General features: G+C 64.6%; 25 protein-coding genes, 1 tRNA gene and 1 pseudogene. 16 read left to right on the top strand and 11 right to left on the bottom strand.

Features of this window, described 5'->3' with window-relative positions:
- Positions 1-213: 213 nt before the first annotated feature.
- Positions 214-1,284, bottom strand: coding sequence for a LacI family DNA-binding transcriptional regulator (locus PQQ53_RS12240; protein WP_408324237.1), 1,071 nt, complete (start codon positions 1,282-1,284; stop codon positions 214-216).
- Positions 1,285-1,467: 183 nt separating this feature from the next.
- On the opposite strand from PQQ53_RS12240, the gene PQQ53_RS12235 reads away from it, so the two are divergent.
- A tRNA-Leu gene (locus PQQ53_RS12235) sits at positions 1,468-1,552 on the top strand.
- Here the strand turns inward: PQQ53_RS12235 and PQQ53_RS12230 are convergent.
- Together PQQ53_RS12230 and PQQ53_RS12225 are read right to left on the bottom strand one after the other, a co-directional pair.
- Entirely contained in the window at positions 1,523-1,942 is a 420-nt protein-coding gene (locus PQQ53_RS12230; RefSeq protein WP_408324277.1) for a tyrosine-type recombinase/integrase, read from the bottom strand. The two genes, PQQ53_RS12235 and PQQ53_RS12230, sit on opposite strands and share 30 nt — an antisense overlap.
- A 333-nt stretch (positions 1,943-2,275) precedes the next feature.
- A complete protein-coding gene (locus tag PQQ53_RS12225) occupies positions 2,276-2,761 on the bottom strand; it encodes a DUF1643 domain-containing protein (protein WP_408324235.1) in 486 nt (161 codons plus the stop codon).
- Between the two features lie 68 nt (positions 2,762-2,829).
- Between PQQ53_RS12225 and PQQ53_RS12220 the strand changes: the two genes are divergently transcribed.
- Positions 2,830-3,138 (top strand): hypothetical protein, encoded by a 309-nt coding sequence (locus tag PQQ53_RS12220; RefSeq protein WP_408148281.1) that lies wholly within the window; start codon positions 2,830-2,832, stop codon positions 3,136-3,138.
- Between the two features lie 459 nt (positions 3,139-3,597).
- Here the strand turns inward: PQQ53_RS12220 and PQQ53_RS12215 are convergent, their stop codons facing one another.
- The 3 genes from PQQ53_RS12215 to PQQ53_RS12205 form a co-directional block, all read right to left on the bottom strand.
- On the bottom strand, positions 3,598-3,840 hold the full coding sequence (locus PQQ53_RS12215; protein WP_408156934.1) for a hypothetical protein: 243 nt from the start codon (positions 3,838-3,840) through the stop codon (positions 3,598-3,600).
- Between the two features lie 62 nt (positions 3,841-3,902).
- Positions 3,903-4,370, bottom strand: a complete 468-nt coding sequence (locus PQQ53_RS12210) for a hypothetical protein (RefSeq protein ID WP_408324233.1) — start codon at positions 4,368-4,370, stop codon at positions 3,903-3,905.
- A gap of 23 nt (positions 4,371-4,393) precedes the next feature.
- Positions 4,394-5,197, bottom strand: coding sequence for a hypothetical protein (locus tag PQQ53_RS12205; protein ID WP_408324231.1), 804 nt, complete (start codon positions 5,195-5,197; stop codon positions 4,394-4,396).
- Between the two features lie 245 nt (positions 5,198-5,442).
- Here PQQ53_RS12205 and PQQ53_RS12200 point away from each other — a divergent pair, with 245 nt between their 5' ends.
- Positions 5,443-5,946, top strand: a complete 504-nt coding sequence (locus PQQ53_RS12200) for a M48 metallopeptidase family protein (protein WP_408324229.1) — start codon at positions 5,443-5,445, stop codon at positions 5,944-5,946.
- A 7-nt stretch (positions 5,947-5,953) separates the two neighbouring features.
- Here PQQ53_RS12200 and PQQ53_RS12195 read toward each other — a convergent pair whose 3' ends face one another.
- A complete protein-coding gene (locus PQQ53_RS12195; protein WP_408148292.1) occupies positions 5,954-8,284 on the bottom strand; it encodes an FdhF/YdeP family oxidoreductase in 2,331 nt (776 codons plus the stop codon).
- 180 nt (positions 8,285-8,464) lie between these two features.
- Here PQQ53_RS12195 and PQQ53_RS12190 point away from each other — a divergent pair, with 180 nt between their 5' ends.
- Both PQQ53_RS12190 and PQQ53_RS12185 read left to right on the top strand, forming a co-directional pair.
- Positions 8,465-9,898, top strand: a complete 1,434-nt coding sequence (locus PQQ53_RS12190) for an aminotransferase-like domain-containing protein (RefSeq protein ID WP_408324227.1) — start codon at positions 8,465-8,467, stop codon at positions 9,896-9,898.
- Positions 9,899-9,925: 27 nt separating this feature from the next.
- Positions 9,926-10,240, top strand: coding sequence for a helix-turn-helix domain-containing protein (locus tag PQQ53_RS12185; RefSeq protein ID WP_408148297.1), 315 nt, complete (start codon positions 9,926-9,928; stop codon positions 10,238-10,240).
- A gap of 110 nt (positions 10,241-10,350) precedes the next feature.
- Here PQQ53_RS12185 and PQQ53_RS12180 read toward each other — a convergent pair whose 3' ends face one another.
- On the bottom strand, positions 10,351-11,358 hold the full coding sequence (locus tag PQQ53_RS12180) for an alpha/beta fold hydrolase (protein WP_408324225.1): 1,008 nt from the start codon (positions 11,356-11,358) through the stop codon (positions 10,351-10,353).
- 197 nt (positions 11,359-11,555) lie between these two features.
- A complete protein-coding gene (locus tag PQQ53_RS12175) occupies positions 11,556-12,305 on the bottom strand; it encodes an SDR family oxidoreductase (RefSeq protein ID WP_408156922.1) in 750 nt (249 codons plus the stop codon).
- 277 nt (positions 12,306-12,582) lie between these two features.
- Between PQQ53_RS12175 and PQQ53_RS12170 the strand changes: the two genes are divergently transcribed.
- Both PQQ53_RS12170 and PQQ53_RS12165 read left to right on the top strand, forming a co-directional pair.
- Positions 12,583-13,737 (top strand): BMP family ABC transporter substrate-binding protein, encoded by a 1,155-nt coding sequence (locus PQQ53_RS12170; protein ID WP_408324223.1) that lies wholly within the window; start codon positions 12,583-12,585, stop codon positions 13,735-13,737.
- Positions 13,738-13,786: 49 nt separating this feature from the next.
- Entirely contained in the window at positions 13,787-14,323 is a 537-nt protein-coding gene (locus tag PQQ53_RS12165) for a nucleoside deaminase (protein WP_408324275.1), read from the top strand.
- A gap of 151 nt (positions 14,324-14,474) precedes the next feature.
- Here PQQ53_RS12165 and PQQ53_RS12160 read toward each other — a convergent pair whose 3' ends face one another.
- Positions 14,475-15,089, bottom strand: coding sequence for a lysozyme inhibitor LprI family protein (locus PQQ53_RS12160; protein ID WP_408324221.1), 615 nt, complete (start codon positions 15,087-15,089; stop codon positions 14,475-14,477).
- Between the two features lie 325 nt (positions 15,090-15,414).
- Between PQQ53_RS12160 and PQQ53_RS12155 the strand changes: the two are divergent.
- The 9 genes and pseudogenes from PQQ53_RS12155 to PQQ53_RS12115 all read left to right on the top strand — a co-directional run.
- Positions 15,415-15,657, top strand: a pseudogene (locus PQQ53_RS12155) (SH3 domain-containing protein); the annotation flags it as partial.
- A gap of 241 nt (positions 15,658-15,898) precedes the next feature.
- Positions 15,899-16,510 carry a hypothetical protein gene (locus PQQ53_RS12150; protein WP_408324282.1) on the top strand — a complete coding sequence of 204 codons (612 nt, stop codon included), beginning with the start codon at positions 15,899-15,901 and terminating at the stop codon, positions 16,508-16,510.
- An 80-nt stretch (positions 16,511-16,590) separates the two neighbouring features.
- On the top strand, positions 16,591-18,897 hold the full coding sequence (locus PQQ53_RS12145) for a putative bifunctional diguanylate cyclase/phosphodiesterase (protein ID WP_408148306.1): 2,307 nt from the start codon (positions 16,591-16,593) through the stop codon (positions 18,895-18,897).
- Positions 18,898-19,215: 318 nt separating this feature from the next.
- Positions 19,216-19,404, top strand: a complete 189-nt coding sequence (locus PQQ53_RS12140) for a hypothetical protein (RefSeq protein WP_115105230.1) — start codon at positions 19,216-19,218, stop codon at positions 19,402-19,404.
- A 147-nt stretch (positions 19,405-19,551) separates the two neighbouring features.
- Positions 19,552-20,952: an FAD-containing oxidoreductase gene (locus tag PQQ53_RS12135; RefSeq protein WP_408324219.1), complete on the top strand. Its 1,401-nt coding sequence runs from the start codon at positions 19,552-19,554 to the stop codon at positions 20,950-20,952.
- A 17-nt stretch (positions 20,953-20,969) separates the two neighbouring features.
- Positions 20,970-21,341 carry a cupin domain-containing protein gene (locus PQQ53_RS12130; RefSeq protein WP_408148311.1) on the top strand — a complete coding sequence of 124 codons (372 nt, stop codon included), beginning with the start codon at positions 20,970-20,972 and terminating at the stop codon, positions 21,339-21,341.
- Positions 21,342-21,569: 228 nt separating this feature from the next.
- A complete protein-coding gene (locus PQQ53_RS12125; RefSeq protein WP_408148313.1) occupies positions 21,570-22,145 on the top strand; it encodes a TMEM175 family protein in 576 nt (191 codons plus the stop codon).
- Positions 22,146-22,148: 3 nt separating this feature from the next.
- Positions 22,149-22,958 (top strand): hypothetical protein, encoded by an 810-nt coding sequence (locus PQQ53_RS12120; protein WP_408324217.1) that lies wholly within the window; start codon positions 22,149-22,151, stop codon positions 22,956-22,958.
- A 25-nt stretch (positions 22,959-22,983) separates the two neighbouring features.
- The gene (locus tag PQQ53_RS12115) at positions 22,984-23,472 is read left to right on the top strand and encodes a metallophosphoesterase family protein (protein WP_408324216.1); all 489 of its coding nucleotides are present in this window, start codon (positions 22,984-22,986) and stop codon (positions 23,470-23,472) included.
- A 107-nt stretch (positions 23,473-23,579) separates the two neighbouring features.
- Here PQQ53_RS12115 and proP read toward each other — a convergent pair whose 3' ends face one another.
- Entirely contained in the window at positions 23,580-25,082 is a 1,503-nt protein-coding gene (gene proP / locus PQQ53_RS12110) for a glycine betaine/L-proline transporter ProP (RefSeq protein WP_408324273.1), read from the bottom strand.
- Between the last annotated feature and the right edge of the window lie 32 nt (positions 25,083-25,114).

Below are 25,114 nucleotides of genomic sequence, written 5' to 3'. Positions count from 1 at the left end.
ACGGCGCCACAGCGGTTTGAGCGACGAGGCGAAGCGTGAGGGTGAGCGGATCACTGCGGGTCTCCTGGAGAGGACGAGAGCGGGTGGTTTGAGGTTGGGTCGATCAAACGGGCTTTGGGGCTTTCTGCTTTTTGCGAGGCCGCGCAGGTGAGGTGTGTGTGCGACGCATGCGACTCACGTCACTCACAGCCTCGGCGCGGCTCGTGCAGCGGGTCAGGCCAACGGTTGTTCGGTCGCCGCCGAAGCACGCGGCGATGTACTGTCCGTGCGATTCGAAATCGCCGCGATGGTCGCGCCTTCGCGCAAGCTGTGCGGCAAGGTCAATGCGAGCGATGTGTTGGCGGATGCGTCGTCGTCGCCGGTGACACGCGCGAGCAGGCGCCGCCAGGCCGCACAGCCGATCTCGCGATTCGGCGCGCAAATGCTCGCGAGCGGCGGCGACAGCAGCTCGCCCATCGCGAGGCCGTCGAAGCCGAGAATCGACATGTCCTGCGGAATCCGCAGACGCGCGCGACGTAGGCCGCGCATCACGACCATCGCGAGCAGGTCGTTGCTGCAGAAGAGGGCGGTCGGGCGACTCTGTCCGCTCGTCAGATGCGCGAGCACGGACGGCGCCAGTTCTTCCGCGTTGAAATCGACTTCGAGCGCCGGCGCGGGCGTGAGACCGGCTTGCTGCATGGCCTGCGCGTAGCCGAGATGGCGTTGACGCGCGCGGTCCGATGCGGCCAGCGTGCCCGCCAGCATCAGGATGCGGCGATGGCCGTGGGCGATCAGCGAGCGCACGCCGTCGTAGGCGGCGAGCCGATTGTCGACCGATACCGACGGCCGCCGCACCGTGTCGTTGTGCATCAGCACGTAGAGCAGGCCGGCGCGGTCGAGTTCGTCGAGCAGCGGATGCGTGTCGGCGTCGGTGACGGTCAGAATCAGGCCTTCGACGCGCTGTTCGCGCAGCGTTTCGATGGCGTGGCGTTCGCGGTCCGCGTCGTACTGGGTGGTCATCAGCATGAGCCGGTAGCCTTGCGCCGACGCGAGTTCGTCGATGCCTTGCAGGCACTCGGCGAACACCGGATTGGCGAGCGTCGGCAGGATCACGCCGATCAGCCGTGTGCGCTCGCCGCGCAGCTGCCGGCCGAGCGGGCTGGGGCGGAAGTTCAGGGCGTCGATCGATTGACGCACCTTGTCGAGCGTGATCGGGTTCACGGTATGCGGCGCATTGATCGCGCGCGAGACCGTGGCGATGGAGAAGCCCGCGTGGGCGGCGACATCTTTGATCGTCGGGATCATGGTTTCCGCTCTGGCTGTAAACGTTTTCGTGAGCGGATTATCGGGAACGTTTGTGACTGCCGGATGACTCCGGGTTCGAGCGAGGCGAGGGGGAATGGCGGCGGGTGTCTGCGGCACGAGGCGCCGGTTGGTGCGCCCGCCGGGCAATGGTAGAATTCGCGTCCACGCGCGATTGCAGCACCTGCCGGGGTGATGAAATTGGTAAACATAGCGGACTTAAAATCCGCCGCTTAACAGCTTACGGGTTCAAGTCCCGTCCCCGGCACCACGCTTGCAGCAAGAGTCCTACGCTTTTTGCTCCCTTCCTGCGGGTGCGTGGGGTGTCGGTTTTTCTGCCCTGAACCGGATTTCTCGGCTCCTTCATCTTCTGCCCGATCTTCTCGACTGCGGCCGCCAATCTTTCTGTGATCAGGTGCGAATACCGCCTGGTCGACACGACCGACTTGTGCCCGCGCGCGCATCCAACTGTGAATAGGTCGATCCCGGCATTGATCATCTCCGATGCCTCGCCATGCCGCAGGTCGTGGGACTTCGTGTTTGGATAACCGGGCGCGACACGCGCTCGCTTCCATGCTTTCTCGAACTGCTTGATCGTCAAGGTGAAGCGCATGCGGCGCGCTAAGACCGCGACGCACGGGTGACCACCGCAGCGCCAGATCTGGATGCATGCTGAATGCCGGGTTGTATTGATGAGGCTGTCGCGCTCATCGCCGGTGCTATGATCATCTGTGAAACAGGGAGAGCAACATGACTCCGCGCGCGAAGTACCACGACTATTGGTATGAGATTTCGGCCACTTCCGTAGACCCGGATGGTTCGCAATGGCAGGGTGAACTCAGACTCGGCAGGTACGGAACCGGAGAGACCATTCTGGACGGGCACCTCGTCCCAGGATACTTCGACACTGAGCCTCAAGCACGAGACGCCGCCGACGCGTATGCGCGTGTCTATATCGATCAGCTCTGACCGCAGACAGGCTAAGGTGGGTCGATCATGGGTTCAGGCTCCATTCGAGCAGCGGTTGATCGGCGCGGACGTACAACGGATGGCGTGGGGAGCCGTCCTTCGTCGTGCCGAGACACCAGAGGCGCGCGCCGGCATTGCGCATGATGCTGGCGACTCGATTGGCCCGCTCGAGCCTGGCGTTCGATCCCCAGGCGCACACGACGTCGCCACACTCGCGGGCGAAATTCCACAGGTAATCGTCGTTATCGGGACCGACCGGATCAGGATGCGTCCAGAGCGCCGCTGGATTCGTCGAACGCAGCGCGTAGAGGTTCGCAACCGCGAGGCCGTTGCAGTCCCACATCTTCCCGAAGCCGCGGCATCGGCGAATGGTGGGGTCGTCGAGCTGCGCATCTGCGGTGCTTGGGTTGAGCATGATGAACAGGGCCGTCGACTTAACCGGCGCCAACAATTCAGCGGCACGCGTCAGGCGATAGCGATATGCGCCGCAAGGGCTGATAACGGCGCTCACGATTGATCCTCGACAAAAGAAGCGGCGCATAATGCTGAGATCCCTTTGTCAACACGATGGAGGTGGATGTGACCACTCTCGCTATAGACGCCATTCGCATCAATCCGGCGAACGACAGGATTACCCACGTGCGCTGGGCTCCCGTCGACCCGTCGACGCGTGACTGGTTGTCTCCCACCTCGATTGTCGAGGTAGACGAAGTCGTGGCCGCGATACGTCGGGGAGATGCTGTTTGGTCCCTTTTTACTCTTGGCGGCACACGGTACCTGGGGCCAAAAATTGTGACTGTCGCTCACACCAACGGCCACGACGGGATTAACACCGATGTCCCTGGCGATCATGTCGAGAAATGCATCGACGATCTGCCGCGCATTTGATTGCATACCTTTAAGATTGCTCGGCACTGCGCCTGCATTAGTGGTCATGGTGCCCTCACTCATTTCCCGATTGCTTCGCGCGGTGCGCGGATGAACTCTGCTGCCGCTTGCGCGTTGATCGCGTTACCGTAGGCACGTCGGCCGCGACGACAGCCAAGCCACTCGCCCGAGCAAAGCGTTCAACGGGATGTTCGCGCACTCGCGACCGTCCTTGTGATCGCGCGTAGTCGGCGTCGGCCGCGAAGTACGTTCCGTCGCGGATGTGCGGAGCACCGACGCGCGCACACGGGAAAGGTGTCGCCCCGCAGGCGCAAATCCAAGGTTCCCAGGTCATCGAAAACAAGGTCGATCCAAGGCTCGACGCCCCTGCTTGCAACCTGCTCGCCAAAGGCGATTGCAGGGCCGCGCTCCTGGATAGCGGCGCGGGCGAGTTCCAGTGTGGCGGGTGCCCGGTCGTGATCAGAAAGCGGGCGCGAAGCTCGGCATGTGCTTTGCGTGACACAGTAAGGCCATGCCGTCGAGCTTGCGCGCGTCTTCGTCCGTGATCGGGGCCGAAGAATGTTCCGCAGCATCAGGGGGCACGCTGATAGTGACGGCACGCTCTACCGACGCCTCCACATGAGAACGTGGCACAACACAGAATTTCACTTGCCCAGACTCTTCATCGTAGAAGCTGATTAATGCCAACTCGCTCTTGCTCATCAGTCTCCTCTACACAGTTGATAGTTTCCGAACGCGCGCTGTTTGCACAGTACGTAATGAGTTCAGAATTCGTTTCGCCGATACGGTCGAACTGCGCTGACGACGACCTCTTTACACGTTAAGCGAATATCGAGTCCGATATTGGGTTCAAGATCGAACCGGATCAAATCGTCGGGTGCGGCCGACAAGGAGATCTGCATGATCGAGGCTTCTTCAAGCATCGCATCGACATCGATCTCCGAGCTGCGAATATCCAGGAGATCCAGCACGACCAGATAATCGGGGCCTGCGTCGGCGCGAGGGGCCGCGTAACGGTTGTGCAACACCTCCAGCTGGAGATCGATCAGGTAGCGTCCGCGATCAGCCTGCGGCGGTGTCGAATCCGCGGTTTCGAATGGACGCCGCTTTCGTTGTAAAGAGAACGTCGCCACGGCCGAGTCGTGAAAGGACGGATATTCGCCGAGAATTTTAATGAGCAAACCATTGTTTCTCGCCAGTTCCCAGCCCCATGTCCTGTTTTCACTGCTCATTCGTTTCTCCCTCGAAACACGCTCTACCTGCGATTGATCGGTGACATCGGAAAATGAGTGTCATCTCTCACTCCCGCGTCGAAGTTATGGCCGTGTGCGTCCCCGCGACTCTGATGATATTGGGCGCATAGGTTGCCGTTCGAATCGAAGTAATCTATGTCAAGGCCGCTCGGATGGATGCGATAGCCGCCCGGTTCGTTGCCTGTCAGGCGGACTCCGCGTGCGGCGATCTCCTCCGCGTCGCCAATAGTATCCGGCGTGTACTCGAACGGCTGCGCATCCGCCAGTGGCGTCGACAGGTCTGCCGGGAGGTCATCGGTCTTCATCGCGTTGCGGGCAGCGATACGCTTTGCTTGCTGCGTGCCGGGGTCATACGGGCCGGACAGCAAAGGTTCTCCCGGAGGAAACGCAGCGCCCTCGGCCCACGGCGTGGCCCAGCGCGTTACTGCATCGACGAACCCCATAGCAGCCCCGCTGCTGGGCGGCAGCAACCCACTGGCGATACCACCTGGCGATGGCTCTTGCGCGACCAGCACCACGCTCTCGCCACGAATCATCGACCGCAGGGTCTCTACCACTTCGAGATCCGCACCGACTCTCAGGAGCCGCTGGTGCCAGTAAAAATGCGTTCCGAGAAACGCGCGGACGCGCCGCACAAGTGCGGCATCACGAGCCCAGACATCGGCGTATGCGCGTTGCGTGAATTTCTTGCCTTCCTCAACCGCCTGTTTCTGCTCGGCCGTGAGAAAGATTCGCCCACCCTCATACGCATCCCTGCTGTACATCATCCCGCGGTGCGAAGCATCTGATTTGAGTTCCGTTCCCATTGTTCTGTATCGGGAAGTCAAGCAGGTGCCGAAAAGTATCCTGGAACGCGAAGTGATATTGTCAAGAAAGGTTGTGGCTTGCGTTCACCTGGCGCCGCTGTGATTCCTCCGGAACTCGTTGCGCCCGGTGTCGATGTCGCGGAGTATCTCGCGGCCATTCCCGACGTCGCGGCGGCCGGCGTAGCCAGCCGTGTTACGCTCCCTCGGCCGCCGATGAGGCGACGCGCGAACACATACCCACCACCATGCCCCACCTGAAATACCTGACCGGCTACCCGGCGCCTTTGCAAGAGAAGGTGAGAAAGCTTATCGCCGACGAGCAACTGGGCGCCTATCTCAGCACGCGTTACCCGAACACGCACGACGTGCAAACGGACCGCGCGCTGTACGCCTACTGCGCTGACCTGAAACGCGAACACCTGCGCAGTGCCGATCAGATCGACAAGGTCACTTACGACAGCAAACTCGACGTGGTACGCCACGCGTTGGGCCTGCACACGAGCATCTCGCGCGTGCAGGGCGGCAAGCTGAAGGCGAAGAAGGAAATCCGCATTGCGTCGCTATTCAAAGGCGCGGCGCCGGAGTTTCTGAAGATGATCGTGGTGCACGAACTCGCTCATCTGAAGGAGAGCGATCACAACAAGGCGTTCTATCGTCTCTGCGAGTTCATGCAACCGGGCTACCATCAGATCGAATTCGATTTGCGTCTGTATCTGACGCATCGCGATCTGACGAAGAAGCAGGGCTGAAGGCCCTTCAGGCCGCCACTGCCTCGAGCGCCGCCGACGCCTTCAGCAACACCGGAATCGACTTCGAAGTCGGCGTACCCGCGCCATCGGCCACCGACGACAGCGGCACGAGCGGATTCGTCTCCGGGTAATAAGCGCCGAGGCACCCGCGCGGAATGTCGTACTCCACGAGCAGAAAGCCGTCGGCATGCCGCTCGATGCCATCGGCCCACACGCTCGTGATATCCACCCGCTGTCCCGCGACGAAACCCAGCATCGCCAGATCGTCCCTGTTCGCGAACAGCACGCGCCGTTGCCCATAGACGCCGCGATAACGGTCGTCGAGCCCGTAAATCGTCGTGTTGTACTGATCGTGCGAACGCGTGGTCATCAGCGTCATCAGCTTCTCGCCATGCTGCTTGCGCGCCTGATGAATCGGCGTCGCGACGTCGATCGCATGCACGAGGAACTGCGCCTTGCCGCTCGGCGTCTTCCAGATCCGCTCGCGCGACGCCACGCCCAGGTGAAAACCGCCCGGGTTTTTCAGGCGCTCGTTGTAATCGTGGAAGCCGTCGATCACCTTCGCGATGCCGTCGCGGATCAGCGCGTAATCCGCCGCCTGCGCGAGCCAATCCACCTTGCCGCTGCCGAGCGTCGCATGCGCCATCCGCGCGACGATCGCAATCTCCGACAGCAGATTCTCCGACGCCGGCTTGTTCATTCCATACGAGATGTGCACCATGCTCATCGAATCCTCGACGCTCACGCCTTGCGCGACGCCATTCTGCAGGTCGATCTCGGTGCGCCCGAGCGTCGGCAGGATCAGTGCGTCGCGGCCATGCACGAGGTGGCTGCGGTTCAGCTTGGTCGTGATGTGCACGGTCAGATCGCAGGAGCGCATGGCTTCCCACGTGCGCGGCGTATCAGGCGTCGCGATCGAGAAGTTGCCGCCGAGACCGATGAACACCTTCACCTTGCCGTCGAGCATCGCCTGGATCGTGTTGACCACGTCGAGCCCGTGCTCGCGCGGCGGCTCGAAATCGTAGACCTCGCCGAGCCGGTCGAGAAACGCCTGAGTCGGCTTTTCCTCGATACCGACCGTGCGGTCGCCCTGCACGTTCGAATGGCCGCGCACCGGGCACAACCCCGCGCCGCGCCGGCCGATATTGCCGCGCATCATCATCAGGTTCGACAGCAGTTGCACCGTCGGCACCGAATTCTTGTGCTGCGTGAGGCCCATGCCCCACGTCGAAATCACCGCGCGTCCCTGCACGTAGATGTCGGCGAGCTTCAGCACGTCGTCGAACGGCACGCCCGCTTCGGCGACGATGGTGTCCCAGCGCTCGGCGCGCAGATCGTCAGCGAACGCGTCGAAGCCCACGGTGTGTTCGGCGATGAAGCCGACATCCAGCACGCGTTCGAGACCGGAGGCGAGCGCTTCGTCGTCGAGTTCGATCACGCGCTTGGCGACGCCCTTGATCAGCGCGAAGTCGCCGCCCACTTTCGGGCGAATGAACACGGAGCTGATTTTCGTGCTGCCCATCGTCAGCATTTCCACCGGATGCTGCGGGCTCGCGAAGCGTTCGAGGCCGCGCTCCTTCAGCGGATTGATCGACACGATGGTCGCGCCGCGCTTCGCGCACTCGCGCAGTTCGCCGAGCATGCGCGGATGGTTGGTGGCCGGATTCTGGCCGAAGATCAGCAGCGTGTCGGCGTGTTCGAAGTCGTCGAGCGTGACCGTGCCCTTGCCGATGCCGACCGTATGCGGCAAGCCGCGGCTGGTCGCTTCGTGGCACATGTTCGAGCAGTCGGGGAAGTTGTTGGTGCCGTACATGCGCACGAACAGCTGATACAGAAACGCGGCCTCGTTGCTCGCGCGGCCCGACGTGTAGAAAGCGGCGCGGTCCGGATCGTCGAGTTGCTTCAGGTGGCGCGCGATCAGATCGAACGCTTCGTGCCAGCCGATCGGCACGTAGCGGTCGGAGAGCGCGTCGTAGACGAGCGGGTCGGTCAGGCGGCCGTGCTGTTCGAGTTCGAAGTCCGACTGCGCCATCAGTTCTTCGACCGTGTGCTGCGCGAAGAAGGCGGGCGTCACGCGCTTGCTGGTCGCCTCGGCGGCCACCGCCTTGACGCCGTTCTCGCAGAACTCGAAGGTGGACGCGTGCTCGCGATCCGGCCACGCGCAGCCGGGGCAGTCGAAGCCGTCCGGCTGATTCTGCTTGAGCAGCGTGCGGTAGTTGCCGCCCGTCACCTTTTCCTTGAGCAGGTTGATGGCAACGTACTTCAGCGCGCCCCAGCCGGCGGCCGGGTGCGTGTAGGGTTCGATACGGGGTTCGCTGCGAGCTTCGGATTTCTTCATGATCTTGCCGCTGGATAAGGCCTGGCGCGTGTGAACGGCGCTCGTTAAGCCGATGCCTGCAAGACTACTGTGTTCCAAAAAATGCGCTGCATACAGAAAATCGAAAAGCGGAGGGATACAGTTGGCGGATTTCTGTCATAGACTGGCGCTTCCCACCACGTTTGCGTTTGATCCAGGCCCTTGAAACTGTACGAGAAGCTCGCCGATGAAATGACCGAAGCCGTGCGCCGCGGCGTGTTCGCGGCGGGCGAGCGGATTTTGTCGGTGCGCCAGGCGAGCCAGCAGCACGGCGTGAGCATCAAGACGGTGCTGCATGCGTACGCGTTGCTGGAAAGCCGGGGCATTGTCGAGAGCCGGCCGCAGTCCGGCTATTTCGTGCGTGACGCCGCTGCGCGGGCGCTTGCTCCCGCCGCACCGCAGCCGGGCCGCAGCCGGGCGCCGCAAGCCGCGCCAGTGGCGGCCGAGGTGGACGTGAGCCGGCTCGTGCTGTCGACGCTGCGCAGCATCCGCGCGCACGACGCCGTGCCGTTCGGCTCGCCCTATCCCGATCCGTCGCTGTTCCCATGGCGGCGCATCAACCAGTACGCGAACGCGATTGCGCGCCGTCAGGCGAGCTGGAATCTGATCGACGACCTGCCGCCAGGCAACCCCGAGTTGATCCGCCAGATCGCGCGGCGCTACGCCGAAAACGGCATGCCGGTCGATCCCGGCGAGATCGTCATCACGCTCGGCGCGACCGAAGCGATCAACCTGAGCCTGCAGGCGGTCGCCAAACCGGGCGATACGGTGGCCGTCGAATCGCCGACTTACTACGCGATGCTGCACGCGATCGAGCGCCTCGGCATGCGCGCGATCGAAGTGGCGACACATCCGCGGGACGGCATCGACATCGAGGCGCTTGCGCAGGTGATCGCGCGGCAGAAGATCGCCGCGTGCATGGTGATGCCGAACTTCCAGAATCCGCTCGGTTTCCAGATGCCTGACGCGCGCAAGCGGCAACTGGTCGGGCTGCTCGCCGCGCACGAGATTCCCGCGATCGAGAACGACGTCTACCAGGAGCTCTATTTCGGCGAGGCGCGGCCGTCGACGCTGAAGACCTACGACACGAAGGGACTGGTGCTGCACTGCGCGTCGTTCTCGAAGAGTCTGACGGCGTCGTACCGGATCGGCTGGGCGCTGCCGGGACGCTACCGCGCGCAGGTCGAGAAGCTGAAGTTTCTCAATACGCTGACCACGCCTTCGGTGCCGCAGGTCGCCGTCGCCGATTACTTGCGGCAGGATGGCTACGATCGTCATCTGCGGCACGTGCGCAAGGTGTACCGGCAGCAGGCGAGCATCATGACGGCGCTGGTGCAGCGCTTTTTCCCGGTCGGCACGCGCATGTCGACGCCGCAAGGCGGCTATGTGCTGTGGGTGGAATTGCCCGACAGCGTCGATTCGATGCGGCTCTATCAGGCGGCGCTCGCGCGCAGCATCACGATCGGGCCCGGCATGATGTTTTCGACGCGCAACGATTTTCGCCACTTCATCCGGCTCAACTACAGCTATCCGTGGACGGCGCAGACCGAGGCGGCGCTGAAGACGCTGGGTGAGCTCGTCAAACAGATGACGTAAAGATGACGTAACAAGGAGGAGACACGAATGGACGACGATGAAATCGATCCGGTGCTGGCCGCCGTGCTCGCGCAACTGTGGCGCGCGCATCGGGAAACGCCGGGCGGCGCGTGGTCGCTCGCGAAGCTGTCGAAGCAGGCGGGCGTGCCGATGAGCGGCTTGCGGCGCCAGTTGACGGCGCTCGCCGACGGCGGTCTGGTGGACACCACCTTCGACGAGGAGGGCACCGGCACCGCGCGGTTGAGCGAACTGGGCGAGGGGGTGTGCGCGGAGTTGTTCGGCGGCGAGGGCGAGGCGCCGGATGTCGAGCAGGCCGATGAGCCGCCGCCGAAACTTCACTGACGTGTGCGGTGACGCGAGGGACGTGAGGCACGCGAGGCACGCGGGATGACGGGGCCTGGGCGGCTAACTCGCCTGTGTGGTCAACGCCCCCGCACCTCGCACGATGTTGCCTAACGCACCGGCGGCAGGAACTTCAGCAACGCATCGGTAACGGCCTCCGGCTGCTCTTCCGCGACCCAATGCCCCGCGCCGTCGATCTGCACGGCTTGCACGTCGAGCGCGACATGGCGCAGCTCCTCGCCGACGATCGGCCCGAGGCTGCCCGCTCCGCCGATCCCCAGCACCGGCATCGTCAGCTTGCGCTGCGCGAACGCCTGGTTCTGCCGCGCGTCCGCAGGAAACGCCCGGTAGTACTCGAAGCCCGCGCGCAGCGCGCCCGGCATCGCGTATTCGCGCGCGTAGGTTTCTTCGACGTCGTTCGTGAAAGCCCGCGAATTGACCGCTTCGGAATTGTGGAACCACTTCAGGTACGCGAGTTCGCGGCCTGCGATCAACATTTCCGGCAGGTCCTGCACCGCATAAAAGCGGAAGTGCCAGGTGCGCGGCATCTGCACGATCCGATCCCACGGCTCGATGCCGGGCAACGGCACATCGAGGATCGCGAGCCTGCGCACTTCGTCGGGATGCTGCGCGGCATATGCATACGCGACCATGCCGCCCATGTCGTGACCGACCACGTTCACGTCCGGGCCGAGGTTCAGTTGCGCGACCAGCGCGTGGATATCGTCGGCGATGCTGGCCTTCTCGTAGCCCGTCGCGGGTTTGGCGGTGTCGCCGAGGCCGCGCAGGTCCGGCGCGAGCACGGTGTAGCCGCGCGCGACCAGTTGCGGCATCACGAAGCGCCACATGAACGAAGTCGAGCCCCAGCCATGCAGCAGCACGACCGGCGTGCCGTGTCCTTGAGCGAGCAGGTAGTGGTAGCGCACGCCGTTCACGTCGATCTTGCCGTCGCGGATTTTCGCGGATGCCGCGGCCAGCGCGGACGAATCCGGCGCGAGGGCGGCCGGTGCGCCGGCGGCGTTCGTGGCGTCGCCGGCGCTGTGCGCGGCGGGCGTGATGGCCGCGAGCGACATCGACAGCGCAACGGCCAGCAAAGCGGAAGACAGTTTCAGACGCATGATTGTCTCGTTGGGAAAAAGGGCGCCCGCCGGGTCGTCCTTCACGGAGACCCGGGTGTCGGGAGCACAGGGGGGGTGGTTAGACGCGGCGCAGCGCACGCCGACGGACGAACCGGCTCAATCGCGACATGAGCCGCCGCGATGGCGGGCGCCCGTGCCGGGCCGCGAGCCCGGCGACGACGCTGTCCTGGCTGTCCTTAAAGCTGGCTCATCCCGCCATCGACGATGATTTCCGTGCCGACGATGAACGCCGATTCGGGCGCGGCGAGATGCAGCACGGTCGAGGCGATTTCTTCCGCCTTGCCGAAGCGGCCGACCGGCACCTGGGCGAGAATCTGGGCGGCGGTGGCTTCGAGCGCGGCGGCGTCGAGGCCGAGCTTGCCGTACAGCGGCGTTTGCACCGGGCCGGGGCTCACGACGTTGACGCGCACGCCTTGCGGCAGCAATTCCGCCGACAGCGTCTTCGCGAGCGAGATCAACGCGGCCTTGCTCGCCGCGTACACCGACGATGCCGGCATGCCGATATGCGCATTGATCGACCCGTTCATCACAATCGACGCGCCCTTGTTCAGGAGCGGCAGCAAGGCCTGGATCTGGAAATACGCGCCTTTGACGTTGGTGTTGAAGGTGGCGTCCCAGAAGGTTTCGTCGACGTCGGGGAAGGGCGCGAACTTCGCGGTGCCGGCGTTCACGAACACGGCGTCGAGCCGGATGCCCGCGGCGTCGATCGCGGCGGCCAGTTCGCGGGCCGAGGCGATCGAACCGGCGTCGTTGCGCACGGCGAGCGCATTCGCGCCGAGCTGGGTGCGAGCGGTGTCGAGCGCGTCGGCGTCACGTCCGGTGATGACGACACGCGCGCCTTCATCCGCGAAGGCCTTGGCGGCCGCGAAGCCGATGCCGCTGCTGCCGCCGGTGACGAGAACCGATTTACCTTGGAAGCGAGTCATTTTGTTTCTCCGAAAGAGTGTTGCGGGCTGGTGAGAAGGATATTGCGCCTGATAAAGGGCCTTGCCGTACCACTTTCTTGAGGCACTCGTTCGAAGATATCGAACATGTCTGCCCGACACTGCGCCGGACCCCACAATACGGGTTTCGTTATGGGCGGGATAACGGATAAAAATTTTTCCGCTGAAATTGGCCTTCGAATATGGCCCCGTATGCTGACGCCTTGCCCGGACAGTCCGGGCATTGTGGCAGGCACGGTCAACCATCTTCGGAGAATCCATGAAAACAAAGCTGGCGCGAGCGCTGACCCATTCATTGCGCATCAATGCCGTCCGTTCCGTGCTGGACACCGCATGCAACGCCTGCGTCGGGGTCACTGCCGCGGCGCTCCTCGCGTTCGGCGCGGGGCCCGCGGTTGCGGCGAACACGCAGCCGGTCGGCATCGCGTTCGTCTATCTCGGCAATCCGGGCGACGCCGGCTGGACCTATGCGCACGAGCAGGGCGTGAAAGAGGTCGAGGCGAAGTTCGGCGACAAGATCAAGGTGACGCGGGTCGAGAACGTGCCGGAGTCGGCGGATTCGGAGCGCGTGTTTCGCGATCTCGCGGCCAAGGGCAACAAGATCGTGGTGGGGTCGAGCTTCGGCTTCCAGGATTTCGAGCTGAAAGTCGCGAAGGACTTTCCGGACACCGTGTTCGAACACGCGACGGGTTTCAAGAAAGCGGGCAACTTCGCGACCTATGACGTGCGCACCTATCAGAGCGCTTATCTGGCCGGCCTGGTCGCGGGCTATACGACCAAATCGAACACGTTGGGCTTTGTCGGCTCGGTGCCGGTGCCGGAAGTGGTGCGCAACATCAACGCGTTCACGATGGGCGCGCGCTCGGTCAACCCGAGCGCGCGCGTGAAGGTGGTGTGGATCAACAGCTGGTTCGACCCGGGCCGCGAAAAGCAGGCCGCCGAAACGCTGATCGGCCAGGGCGCCGACGTGCTGATCCAGAACACCGATTCGACCGCGACGATGCAGACCGCCGAGCAGAAGAAAGTGCATGCGTTCGGCTGGGATTCCGACATGAAGAAGTTCGGGCCGAACGCGCAACTCGGCGCGTGCGTGAGCAACTGGGGTGTGTATTACACCCATCTGGTCGAGCAGGTGATGTCGAATACGTGGACCAACGCGCCGGTGTGGTGGGGGCTGAAAGAGAACGCGATCGATCTCGCGGACATTAACACCAGCGCCGTGTCGCCGGTCGCGCAAAAGGCGCTGAGCCAGAAGCGCGACGACATCATCTCCGGCAAATTCAATCCGTTTGCCGGGCCGATCGTGGACCAGTCCGGCGCGGTGAAGGTCGCCGCCGGCAAGTCGTTGAGCGACGCGGAACTGCTGCGCCTGAACTGGTTCGTGCAGGGCGTGGACGGCACGCTGCCGAAATGAGCGATTAGTTTGGCTCACTAACTATTGTCGAAGGAGAGCGTCGTTGAGTCTGAGCGATTCGAATGAGACTGTCGCGCAAGCGGCGAACGCGCCGCCACAAGGATTGACGCCGACGCACGAGCAGATCGTGCGGCATCTGCGGCATTCGAGCCGGATCGCCGAGCGCGCGACGCTGCTCGGCCATCATCCGTTCGGCGCGGTGCTGGTCGGGCCGGACCAGGAAACCGTGCTGATGGAGCAGGGCAATGTCGATACGGTGAATCATGCCGAATCGGTGCTGGCGCGCGTGGCGGCGTTGAACTTCACGCCGGAGTATCTGTGGAGCTGCACGCTGTACACGTCGGTCGAGCCTTGCTGCATGTGCGCCGGCACGATGTACTGGGCCAACATCGGGCGGGTCGTGTTCGGCATGACCGAGAAGCGTCTGCTGGAGGCGACCGGCAATCACGCGGAGAACCCGACGATGAGCGTCGATTGCCGCTATGTGTTCGATCATTGCCAGAAGCGGGTGGAGGTGATCGGGCCGATCGCCGAGGTCGAAGCCGAAGTGATGGAGGTGCAGCGGCGGTTCTGGAGCGGGCGGTAGCGAGGGCTTTCTGTTTGCGGCTGTCGGGTTGTGTGTCGGCGCGAGCCGTGGATGAAGGCGTCAGGGAGCGCCACGGGCATACGCATGGATACGCGTGCCCGTGGCGCTCGCTCACTTGCGGGTCTGTCGTCTGTTTATGAAGCACGCCGCCCTATTGCGACGCGCTCGCCTGCATTTGCGATGACCCCACCATCGCGACCCCGCAGAACCAGTCGCTGCCGTGCACCTTGTATTTCCATGGATGGCCGGTCTCCCTGATCACGGTCGAACACTGCTCGTTCACCACCGGGCCGGGGTTCGCCGCCGTGCATTGAAGCAGCGTGGTTGCCGCTGCCTGAGCCGTCGTCGTCGACGGTTTTCGCCGACCACCGGATGCATCCGGCGCACCCGGTTCCGTTGCGACAGCGTCTGCGCCCGCGCTCGACGGCGCAAGTGGCGTCCCTGTCCGCATGCTGTCGATCAGCCGCTGCAACTCCTCGATACGCGTCGCATACCACGTCCCCAGACACGCCGCGTCGCGGCAATTCGCTTCGCGCCATGCCCACTTGCTGTCGCTGTCATCGAGAAACGCACGACGGTCGACGACTCGCCGACGCGCTTTCCAGTACAGTTGCCCGAGCGTGTCGTCGAGCTTCGAAAGCGCGGGATCGTTGCAGATCATGCGTTCGGTAAGCGAGCGTCCCCTGTGACAGTCGAAGCTGGTGGCGTGGGCGGGCAGATGCGCGAGCATCAGACCGGCGATCAGAAGCGGACGAAAAACTTTCATGGCGTTCCCGGCGTTGCGTGGATTTCTCATGCAACGGATGATCGGCCGGGCAGCCCGAACGCAGACGCCCGAAAAACGCGTGACTTCGGGCAGGTCGTTACCAAATCTTGCTCCGCATGCGTGACGCAGAGCGGGCGGATGCGTCGCGCGACACGCCGGCCGAACGTGTTCACGCATGCGCCGTGCAAGTGCGCGGTTGGCGCACGCATGGCGCAGTGAGGTGAGCTGCGTTGCGTCTGGGAACCTCGGGCGCTCATGCGCTCTACGCTCATAAGTACACACGTTGGCCGGCAAGTCGCAAGCGGCCTTTGAAACGGGAGAAGGAATGAAACAACATCTGGTTCGATGTCTTTATGTAGCAGCCGGCTTGCTGGCGCTGCCCGTCGTGGCCGACGCGCAGTCGCAGGCTTTCACGGCGAGCGGCGTCAACGTGCGCGCGGGCCCTGCTGCCGATTACCCGATCGTCGCGCAATTGCCTCCCGGAGTACCGGTGACGGTGATGGGCTGTATCGCCAACTACCAATGGTGCGATGTCGCGGCGCCGAATCTGCGCGGCTGGGTGTTTGCGTCGCTGCTCAGTTCGCCATACCAGGGTGGCAACGTCCCGCTGATGAACTATGGCACGGTGCTCGGCCTGCCGATCCTCGGTTTTTCGATTGGCGATTACTGGGGCAACTATTATCGCGGCCGGCCCTGGTACAACCAGCAGTCGCGCTGGGCGCATCATGCGCCGCCGCCTCCGCCGCGACCCGGGGCGGGACGCCCGCCGGGACATCCGGGCGCGCGTCCGGGCGGGTATCCGCCGGGGTATGCAGGCGGACGGCCACCAGGCGGTCCGCAACCCGGGCATGCAGGCGGACGGCCGCCAGGCGGTCAGCAACCGGGGAACGCAGGTGGTCGGCCACCGGGCGGTCCGCAACCGGGGAACGCAGGCGGTCGGCCACCGGGCGGTCAGCAACCGGGGAACGCAGGTGGTCGGCCACCGGGCGGTCAGCAACCGGGGAACGCAGGCGGTCGGCCACCGGGCGGTCAGCAACCGGGGAACGCAGGCGGTCGGCCACCAGGCGGACAGCAAGGCGGCACAGGTGGTCGTCCCCCGGGTGGCGAATCACACGGCGGCGGTGGCAACCACCCCCAAGGCGGCCCTTCGCAAGGCGGGGGCGGAGGCCGTCCGCCCGGCGGAGGGAACGGTTGAGGAAGCTGAAGCGCCGAAGCCCGCTGCCCAGGCCGCGCCACGTCAGTGCGGCTCAGGCGGGCTCCGGCCCAACGTCCACGTCGGCCACGACGACCTTGACGCCATCAAAATCGGCGGCATACGCGCAGGCACTTCATCAGCCTGGATTCGCGCAACCGCGTACCTCTGCGCCGTCCCTATCTGCCGCCGTCTTCAACCCATCCCCATACGCCCTGTCATGCATTAAGAATATTCCGCACCGGCTTCGCGTAAACCCCGGTGTGCCGCGTACACTAGATTGCCGATGTTGGGTTGGGGGGCGCATACATGACTAGCGAAGCGACATCAGGTGGCACGATGGGAGCAGCGCCAGAGGGCACCCACTATCGGCCCGATCTGGCCGAGGAGGTGTTGGCGTCAGAGCGTGGCGTGTTGCGGCTGATTACCCGCAACACGCCGCTGCCGGAATTACTCGATGAAGTATGCCGCCGCGCGGAAGCGCTGCTTGGCGAAGGTGCGTCCTGTTCGATCCTTCTGCTCGACCCCGACGGCGTGCACGCCAGAGTCGGCGGCGCGCCGTCGCTGCCGCCGCAATTCAGCGCGGCGATCAACGGCGTCGCGATCGGTCCGCGGGTCGGGTCCTGCGGCACCGCGATGTACGAGCGGCGCCTCGTCATCGTCGAAGACATCGAAATCGATCCGCTGTGGGCGGACTATCGGCACCTCGCGCTGCCGCTCGGCTTGCGCGCCTGCTGGTCCGTGCCGTTCGAGAACGACGCCGGCACGGTCCTCGGCGCGTTCGCGGTGTACTACCCCACCTCGCGCCGGCCGAGCGCCGAAGCGGAGGCGATTCTGCGCGACATCGGCAGCAGCGTCGGCCTCGCGGTTCATCAGGACGTGATGGCGCAGCGTCTTGCGCATAGCGAAGAGCATCACCGGCTGGTGGTCGATCATCTGAGCGAAGGCATCGTCGTGCAGTCGCGCGCGGGTGTCGTGCTGGCCTGCAATCCAAGCGCGCAGCGCATGCTGCGTACGACCGCTCAGATCATCGGCCGCAGTATCCGGACGGTGATGACGCGCAGCTATCACGAGGACGGCACGCTCGTCAGCGAATCCGACCGTCCGACCTCGCGGGTCCTGGCGACCGGCAAGCCTATCCTCGGCGTCACGATCGGGGTGGAACTCGTGGGGGGCGACGTCGTGTGGATTACCGAGAACGTCGTGCCGATCATCCGGCCGGGCGACAGCGAGCCCAGTTCGGTGCTGATCTCGTTCACCGACATCGGCCCCGTGCGCGAAGCCCAACAGCAGCTCAAATTCCTCGCGACTCGCGACTCGCTCACCGGTCTGTACAACCGCGCCTATCTCACCGAACGGATGCGCGACCTGTTCGAGCCGGGCGCGGCGGCCGGCGGCGAACTGGCGAGCGTCGCCGTGTTGTTCGTCGATCTGGACGGCTTCAAGAAGGTCAACGACACCGCCGGTCACGAGGGCGGCGACGCGTTGCTGTGCAGCGTCGCGGAGCGGCTTTCGGCCTGCGTCGGACGCCGCGATACGCTCGCGCGCGTGGGCGGCGACGAGTTCGTGATCGTGATCAGCGCGTATGAGAACAGCGGGCATCTGATCGGGCTCGCGCGCCGCATCCTCGACATGATCGCGGTGCCGTTCGCGGTGGCGGGCAACGAGTACTACCTGGGGGCGTCGATCGGCATCAGCCTGTTTCCCGAGGACGGCCAGGACGTCGCCACGCTGATGCGCAACGCCGATTCGGCGATGTATCACGCGAAGCAGCGCGGCCGCAACAACTTCCAGTTCTTCACCGCCGAGCTGAACCAGCATCTGCAACGGCGCTTCACGATCGAGCAGTCATTGCGGCGCGCGCTCGCCGCCGACGAGCTGAGCCTCGTGTACCAGCCGATCGTCGACAGCCAGGATGGCCGCACGATCGGCGCGGAAGCGCTGCTGCGCTGGTACAACGCCGAGCTCGGCAACGTGTCGCCGGGCGAATTCATTCCGGTCGCCGAAGACGCGGGGTTGATCGTCGAGATCGGCGGCTGGGTGCTGGCGCGGGCCTGCGCGCAGGTTGCGCAATGGCGGCGCACGCTCGCGCCGGATCTGATCGTCGCGGTGAACCTGTCGCCGCGGCAATTCAACGACGGGCTGCTGGAGCGCATCGAAGGCTGTCTGGAGGAGTCCGGGCTCGAACCCGCGGCGCTCGAACTGGAGATCACCGAACGGCTGCTGATGAGCGACAGCGAAACGGTGCTGCCGATCCTGAGCGCGCTGAGCGCGATGGGCGTGCGCATGTCGGTCGACGATTTCGGCACCGGCTATTCGTCGCTGTCGTATCTGAAGCGCTTTCCGCTGCACAACCTGAAGATCGACCGTTCGTTCGTCGCGGGCTTGCCGGATCATCGCGATTCGATCGCGATCACGCAGGCGGTGGTGGCGATGGCGCATTCGCTCGGCATGAACGTGACCGCGGAAGGCGTCGAGACCGTCGAGCAGGCGGCCTTTCTGCGCGCGATCGATTGCGACAAGCAGCAGGGGTATCTGTACAGCCGGCCGGTCGGCGCGAGTGCGTACGCCCGCCGCTTGTGCGACGCGCAGTTGAGTCTCGCCGGGGAGTCTTGAGCGCGGCGGGAGGGGAGGGGGTCGCCGGATTGAGGGCCGCTGTTCTTCGTGTGAAGAGAGGCTGGCATGGGGATAGGCAGATGTCCATGCCAATGCCCGCGAAGCGCCCGAGCCGTAGCGCTCAAGCCGCATACGTAGACGCCCGCAAGCTCGTCGTCACGGTCTCCAAGGCACGCCTGCCGGCCCGATTGTTCAGATTGCCAAACAAGTGCCTTCGCGTTCCCGGTATTTATCCGCGGGTGCGGACTCCCTAAAATTCTCCCATTGGAACGTAAATCGAGTTCGGCGCCGAAGCGGCGCCGGGCGATGGGAGTCGTCATGCCGGCCTTGATCAGGAATCAGCTTTATCGGCCATCGGTGGTCCTGCCGATGGTTGCCCTCATGCAGGTGATGGTGTCGCAGGACTTCAATCTCGGCCAGGTCGGCTGGGTGGTCGCGGCGCGTGGCGCGCAGGCCGCACTGCAACGCTCGCGCGAATTGATCTGCGCGGTGCATTGCCACGCCTGAGCCGCAGCGGGAGACAAGTTTCGGTGATGCACGGCAATCACGCAGCCACCGCGAGGTAACGACGCAGCAATCGGCAACACCGCATCGCGACGCGAGGCACTAAGGGTAAGATGCTACGACCTGCACCCCAGCCTCGGGAGAGTCGCCATGCCACAGCACTTCGACGCAGTCGTGATCGGTACGGGACAGGGCGGCTCGCCGCTCGCGGTACGTCTTGCTCAAAGCGGCCGTCAGACCGCGGTGATCGAGCGTGCGGCCTTTGGCGGAACCTGTGTAAACGTCGGCTGCACGCCGACCAAATCCTATGTGGCCAGTGCCCGCGCGGCGCATGTCGTGCGCCATGCGGCTGAACTCGGCGTGCAGGTGAGCGGCTCCGTCAACGTCGATCTCGCCACGGTCAAGGCACGCAAGGACGGCATCATCGGCCAGTCGCGCGACGGGGTCGAGAAATGGCTGCGCGGCACGGACAACGTCACCGTGTTCAACGGCCACGCGCGCTTCACCGGCGCGCATACGCTCTCGATCAGCGGGCCGGGCGGCCTGGTGCTGAACGAAATCAGCGCCGACGAGATATTCATCAATACCGGCACGCGCGCCGTCGTGCCGCCGCTCGAAGGTCTGGAGCGGATTCGCTATTACACCAACTCCAACCTGCTCGAACTGACCGAGCTGCCGAGCCGTCTGGTGATCGTCGGCAGCAGCTATATCGCGCTCGAATTCGCGCAGATCTTTCGGCGCTTCGGCAGCGAGGTGACCGTGCTGGTGCGCGGCGAGCGCGTGCTCAGCCGCGAGGATGCCGACTTCGCCGAGTCGGTGCGCAAGGTGCTCGCCCGCGAGGGCGTCGAGTTCCGCTTTGGCGTGCAGCCGTCGCGGGTCGAGCCGCATCCGCATCGCGCGAACGACGTGTGCATCGGCTTCGAGCAGAACATTCCCGCGCTGGAGGCGTCACACCTGCTGTTCGCCACCGGCCGCGAGCCGAATACCGACGATCTCGGCCTCGCCGACGCAGGCATCGCGGTGGACAAACACGGCACGATTCCCGTTGACGGCCAGTTGCGCACCAATGTGCCGGGCGTGTGGGCGATCGGCGACGTCAACGGACGCGGCGCGTTCACGCATACGTCCTATGACGACTTCCAGATCGTGGCGGCCAACCTGCTCGACGGCGGCGCGCGCAGCGTCGATACGCGGATCATGGCCTATGCGGTATTCGTCGATCCGCCGCTCGCCCGCGTCGGGATGTCAGAAGAAGAGGTGCGCAGGAGCGGGCGCGCCGCGCTGATCGCCACCATGCCGATGTGTCGCGTGGGCCGCGCGCGCGAGCGCGGCGAGACCGACGGCTTCATGAAGGTGATGGCCGACGCGCAGAGCAAGCGGATACTCGGCGCGGCGATTCACGGCGTCGAAGGCGACGAGGCGATTCACACGTTCATCGACATCATGACGGCGGGGGCGCCGTATCCGACCTTGCAGTATGCGATGCACATCCATCCGACGATCAGCGAGCTGGTGCCGACCCTGCTCGACGGGCTCAAGCCGATGGCATGACGGGCCGGGCACGAACGATGAAACGCGCGCTTGTCACGGGCAATCTGTTCGATCTCGGGGCGTTGATCGGCGCCGATGCGAACGCCGAAGAGCAGGTCGACGCGCTCGTCGAGCAGGCGGGCGTGACGATCGAACGGATCGTGTCGACGGGGCAGGCGAGCCCGCCCGGCTTCTGGTACGACAGCCCGCGCGCCGAATGGGTCGTGCTGCTGAGCGGCGCCGCGACGCTGGAATTCGAAGGCAGCGCCGAGCCGCATCCGATGAAGCGCGGCGATCACGTGTTGATCGAAGCACATCGCCGGCATCGGGTCGCATGGACGAGCGACACGGAGCCGAGCGTGTGGCTCGCCGTGTATTGCCCCGATGTGGCGGATGGCGCGTCGGGTTGAGCGGGCTCGCTCCATAAGTTCGCGCCGTTTCTCCAGCCTGTCGGCGCAGGCAGCGTAGGCAGCGTAGGCAGCACACGCGCGCACGCAGCCCAGGAACGTTCACTCTCATCGGGCACGCGCATCGACAAAGCATCACAGCATCGCGGATAATCGGCAGCGGCGCGGTTCATCCGGCGGACGCGGGCGAGCGGTGCGTCCAACTACATTCTTCATCAGGGAACCCCACCGATGGGCAAGGGACGAGTCGAGGCCTTCAGCGATGGCGTGATCGCCATCATCATCACGATCATGGTGCTCGAACTGAAGGTGCCGGAGGGCTTCGATCTCGCCTCGCTGCGGCCGGTGGTCCCGGTGTTCTGCGCATACGTGCTGAGCTTCATCTACGTCGGCATCTACTGGAACAATCATCACCACATGTTCCATGCCGTGCAGAAGGTCAACGGCGCGGTGCTGTGGGCCAATCTTCATCTGCTGTTCTGGCTGTCGCTGCTGCCGGCCGTCACGCATTGGCTCGGCGAAACCCATCTGGCCGCCTGGCCGACCGCGATGTACGGCGTCGTGCTGTTCATGTCGGCGATCGCGTATTTCATTCTGACGCGCGTGCTGATCCGCGAACACGGCAAGGAATCGACCATCTCCAAGGCGGTCGGCAACGACTTCAAGGGCAAGGTGTCGGTCGTGCTTTACCTGCTCGGCATCGGGCTCGCGTTCGTTCTGCCGTGGGGGTCGGCTGCACTCTATACGCTCGTCGCGGCATGGTGGCTGATCCCGGATCAACGCATCGAACACGTGCTGGGCGCGTAATTGATGCTGACACTCAAGCTCCTGCTGGTGCCGGCTTTTCTCGCCGCGCTGACCGTGGCGGGGCGCGTTTGGGGGCCGTCGGTGGCGGGGTGGCTCGCGGGGCTGCCGGTCGTCGCCGGGCCGATCGTGCTGCTGCTCGCGTTGGAGCGCGGGCCGTCGTTCGCGGCGCAGGCGTCGGCGGCTTCGATTGCGGCGATTGCCGCGTCGGAAGCGTTCAATCTTGCTTATGCGTGGACCTGCCGGCGCTTTGCGTGGCCGCTCGCTTTTGCCGCCGGCATGGCGGCGTGGCTGGGCGCCGCGATGCTGCTGGTGCAACTGCCCGGCTCGCTCGTAGGGGCGTTCGCGGCGGCCTGCGTCGCGGTGATGGTGTCGCAAAGCGGCCTGCCGCGCGTGACGGGCCCGGTGCCGGCGGCGCGCCTCGGGCTCGCCGATCTCGCCGTGCGCATGCTTGCCGGCGCGCTGCTCACGGTCGCGGTGACGACCTTGTCCGCGTCGATGGGCGCGAAGTGGAGCGGCGTGCTGTCGGTGTTTCCGCTGCTCGCCATCGTGCTCGCGGTGTCCGCGCAACGTGCGCATGGCGCGGACTTCGTCGCCTTGCTGATGCGCGGCATGGTGATCGGGCGCGGCTCGTTCGCGGCGTTTTTCGCGGTGACCGCCATCCTGCTGCCGCGATACGGTGTGTGGTGGAGCTTCGCCTGCGCGGCGCTGATCTCGATCGCCGTGCAGGGCGCGACGCGGCGCATGCCCGGCGTGCGGCGGCCTGCGCAAGTTTCAGCCGTGTCGCGCGAGCTCGCCGGTCAGCAGACGGAGTGAGGCCGTTTGGCCGATACTTGACGGCATGACTTCGCGCAGCTCACGTTCCCAGGCCACCCGTATCGGGCTCATCTCCGATACGCATAACCTCATGCGTCCCGAAGCGCTGAACTATCTCGCCGGCTGCGACGCCATCATTCATGCGGGCGATATCTGCAATCAGGCGGTGCTCGATGCGCTGAGGCAGATTGCGCCGGTCACGGCGGTGCGCGGCAACAACGACACCGGCGACTGGGCCGCGCCGCTGCCGACCCATGCGACGCTGACCGTGCAGCAGGTGACGATCCGCGTCGTCCACGATATTGCCGATCTCGGCGCCGATCCGCGCAGCGAAGGCGTCGGCGTGGTGGTGAGCGGCCATTCGCACAAGCCGTCGATCGGGGAGCGCGATGGCGTGCTGTTCGTCAATCCCGGCAGCGCGGGACCGCGGCGTTTCAAACTGCCGATTTGCGCGGGCATCCTGATTGTTGAAGGCGCGCACGCGAGCGCGTCGTTCGATTCGCTGTTGACGTAAAAAAACGGGCCGGCAAAAATTTGCCGGCCCGTTTCCGAGAGACTCGCACTCAACGTGGCGCGGTTAAGGCTACACCGCTCAACGCAGTGCGCCTGCGCAACTCACACTCACGCACGCGCCGTCGCGGCCGCCGCGTAACGCTCATCCATCTCCTCGGCTTCACGCTCGCCGCGCAGCACCGCATGCGCTTCGGCACGCGTGGCCACGCACGGGCCCGAACCGAGCAGCGGCTTGCGCGCGGTTTCACGCAGCGCGAGCACCGACACGATACCGATCAGCGATGCACCCATCAGGTAGTACGCGGGCATCATCAGATTGCCGGTATGGTCGACCAGCCAGGCCGTGACGAGCGGCGTCGTACCGCCGAACAGCGACACCGAAATATTGAAGCCGATCGCGAGCGCACCGTAGCGGATCTTCGTCGGGAACAGTGCCGGCAGCGCCGACGGCATCACACCGGTAAAGCACGACAGCAGCACGCCGAGAATCATCAGCCCGCCGAACACCGGCAGCACCGTGCCCATGCGGATCAGCAGCAGCGCGGGCACCGACAGCGCGAACAGACCCACGCAACCGAACAGCATCACCGGCTTGCGGCCGATCGTGTCGGACAGACGGCCGGCGGCGAGCGTCATCGGCATCATCAGGATCATCACGAGCAGCACGAGGAACAGGCCGTGCGTTTCGTTGAAGTGCAGCGTGGCCGACAGATAGCTCGGCAGATACGACAGCGCCATGTAGTCGGTGACGTTGAAGATCAGCACGAGGCCCACGCACAGCAGCAGCGGCTGCCATTGCTGCGCGAGCAGCTGCCGGAACGATTGCTTTGGCAACGCCTTGTCTTCGGCCTCACGTTCTTCGGCCTGCTTTTTGAACGCGGGTGTTTCTTCGAGCTTCATCCGGATGTACAGACCCACCAGACCGAGCGGCCCGGCGATCAGGAACGGCACACGCCAGCCCCACGACAGCAGCGCGTCGTTCGACAGCGTCGCGGTCAGCACCGCCACCGTGCCCGCGCCGAGCACGTAGCCGATCAGCGTGCCGAACTCGAGGAAGCTGCCCATGAAGCCGCGGCGCTTGTCGGTCGAAAATTCGGCGATGAAGGTCGCGGCGCCGCCGTACTCGCCGCCGGTCGAGAAGCCTTGCACCAGACGCGCGACCAGCAGCAGCACCGGCGCGAAAATGCCGATCGTCGCGTAGCTCGGAATCAGACCGATCGCGAAGGTGCCGAGCGCCATCATGATCATGGTCATCGCCAGCACGCGCTGACGGCCGATGCGGTCACCCAGCGGCCCGAACACCATGCCGCCGACCGGCCGCACGAGGAACGCCGCGGCGAAGGTGCCGAACGTGGCGATCAACTGCGCGGCCGGACTTGCTGACGGGAAGAACACTTTGCCAAGCGTGACAGCGATGTAGCTGTACACGCCGAAATCGAACCATTCCATCGCGTTGCCGAGCGCCATCGCGCCGACGGCTCGCTTGAGGAGGGATTTGTCGACCACGGTAATGTCGTCGAGAGAGAGGCGTTGTTCTTCTTTGTGATGTCGCCAGAAGCCGTTGCTGGAAGCCGTCAAGGTAAAAACTCCAATGACTGCGACGAAACTCATGATGCGCATGAACGTTTCGCCACGGTTGCTGG

Origin of the sequence: Paraburkholderia strydomiana, from assembly GCF_046030495.1 — a bacterium.
In the GTDB taxonomy this organism is placed as follows: domain Bacteria; phylum Pseudomonadota; class Gammaproteobacteria; order Burkholderiales; family Burkholderiaceae; genus Paraburkholderia; species Paraburkholderia strydomiana_A.
The sequence above is the reverse complement of the archived record's forward strand: the minus strand, read 5'-3'. Positions and strand labels throughout refer to the sequence as shown.